At 40.7% G+C, this 2,111-nt stretch carries 2 protein-coding genes; both read left to right on the forward strand.

Features of this window, described 5'->3' with window-relative positions; translation table 11 throughout:
* Positions 1–112: 112 nt before the first annotated feature.
* Positions 113–742, forward strand: a complete 630-nt coding sequence (locus PGY05_RS16385; protein ID WP_118280429.1) for a helix-turn-helix domain-containing protein — start codon at positions 113–115, stop codon at positions 740–742.
* A gap of 86 nt (positions 743–828) precedes the next feature.
* The coding region (locus PGY05_RS16390; protein ID WP_270476347.1) for a tyrosine-type recombinase/integrase at positions 829–2,111 on the forward strand (1,283 nt) is incomplete at its 3' end.

Consider the following 2,111-nt stretch of genomic DNA (forward strand, 5'->3'; position numbering starts at 1 on the left):
ATATCTTTTTGTCAAGCGTTACGAAATATTAAAAACAAACTTTGTATTGCATATTGCAATTTTGGAAAAACAATGCTATAATTCATACATACCGAAAAAGGAGGCAGTCAGCATGAAAGATAAAGAATTACGCAAGCTGATAGGCAGCAGAATAAAACAGCGCCGTCTGGAATTGAATCTGACACAGCCTTATGTCGCAGAAAAGATGGGTGTTACTGCTTCTACAATCCTGCGTTATGAGAATGGTTCGATTGACAATACGAAAAAAATGGTGCTGGAAGGTCTTTCGGAAGCACTCCATGTATCTGTGGAATGGCTCAAAGGGGAAACAGATGAATATGAAACCGACATTACGGATAAGAGAGAGTTACAGATTCGTGATGCGATGGGAGATATTCTGGAACAGTTACCGCTTGCCCTTACCAAAGAAGAAGATGCTTTTTCAAAAGATTTATTACTGCTGATGTTAAAACAATATGGTCTGTTTTTGGATTCCTTCCAGTTCGCCTGCAAAAACTTCAAGGGAAATGCAGGTCAGACGGATATTGCCAAAACAATAGGGTTTGAATCGAATGAGGAATATAATGAGATTATGTTCTTAAGGGAAATCACTCCTACCATCAATGCTCTTAATGAGATGGCGGACGTTGTAAGGCTCTATTCCAAGAAACCAAAAACAGCAGAACAAAGGCTTGCAAATCTTTTATCAGAAGTCTTATACGAAGATTCCGAATCGGTATAGTAAGACAACCGGAGTTATGATATACTTACACGCACGAAGCATTTCATCAGTTCCGATTGTCTAATATCGAAAGGAGATATACGATTATGGCAAAAGGATCTGTAAGAAAAAAAGGAAAGAAATGGTACTACCGCTTCTATGTAGAGGACGCAAGCGGCAATCTTGTTCAGAAAGAATGCGTTGGAACAGAAAGCAAAAGTGAAACTGAAAAGCTGCTCCGTCAGGCAATGGATGATTATGAGAAAAAGAAATTTGTTGCCAAAGCGGAAAATCTCACAGTCGGACAACTTCTGGATGTGTGGGCAGAGGAGGAATTAAAAACAGGTACGCTCAGCAATGGTACTGTGGAGAATTACCTCGGAACAATCCGAAATATCAAGAAACACCCATTGGCAGAACGGAAATTAAAAAATGTAACCTCTGAGCATTTGCAATCCTTCTTTGATTTGCTTTCCTTTGGGGGAGTTCATCCCGATGGAAAAGAGAAAAAGGGTTACAGCAAAGATTACATCCATTCTTTTTCCGCAGTCATGCAGCAGTCCTTCCGCTTTGCAGTATTTCCAAAACAGTATATTACGTTCAATCCCATGCAGTATATTAAACTGCGGTATCAGACGGACGAAGTTGATTTGTTTTCGGATGAGGACATGGACGGAAATATCCAACCAATTTCACGAGAAGATTATGAAAGACTGCTTACGTATCTTCAAAAAAAGAACCCAGCCGCAATACTTCCAATCCAGATAGCCTATTATGCCGGGCTTCGTATTGGAGAAGCCTGTGGTTTGGCATGGCAGGACGTAAATCTGGAAGAACAATGCCTTACCATAAGACGCAGCATCCGATATGATGGCTCAAAACGCAAATATATCATCGGACCAACCAAGCGGAAAAAAGTGAGGATTGTTGATTTTGGAGATACGCTGGTAGAGATTTTCCGTAATGCCCGGAAAGAGCAGTTAAAAAATCGAATGCAGTATGGAGAACTTTATCACACGAACTACTACAAAGAGGTCAAAGAGAAAAACAGAGTGTACTACGAGTATTATTGCTTAGACAGAACAGAGGAAGTCCCGGCAGATTATAAAGAAATTTCTTTCGTCTGCTTAAGACCTGATGGCTGTCTGGAACTTCCGACTACTTTGGGAACGGTATGCAGAAAGGTAGCAAAAACATTAGAGGGATTTGAAGGCTTTCATTTCCACCAGTTACGTCACACCTATACAAGCAACCTTTTAGCAAATGGAGCTGCCCCAAAAGATGTGCAGGAATTGTTGGGACACTCAGATGTCAGTACCACAATGAACGTCTATGCTCACTCCACAAGAGATGCGAAACGAAAATCGGTTCGGCTTCTTGATAAAGTGGT

Source organism: Coprococcus sp. AF51-11b1 (assembly GCF_027682785.1).
Taxonomy (GTDB): Bacteria; Bacillota; Clostridia; order Lachnospirales; family Lachnospiraceae; genus Allocoprococcus; species Allocoprococcus comes.

What these genes read in the sequence shown, in the direction of transcription:
- PGY05_RS16385 (WP_118280429.1), top strand. Translation starts at nt 113, where the DNA reads ATGAAAGATAAAGAATTACGCAAGCTGATAGGCAGCAGAATAAAACAG.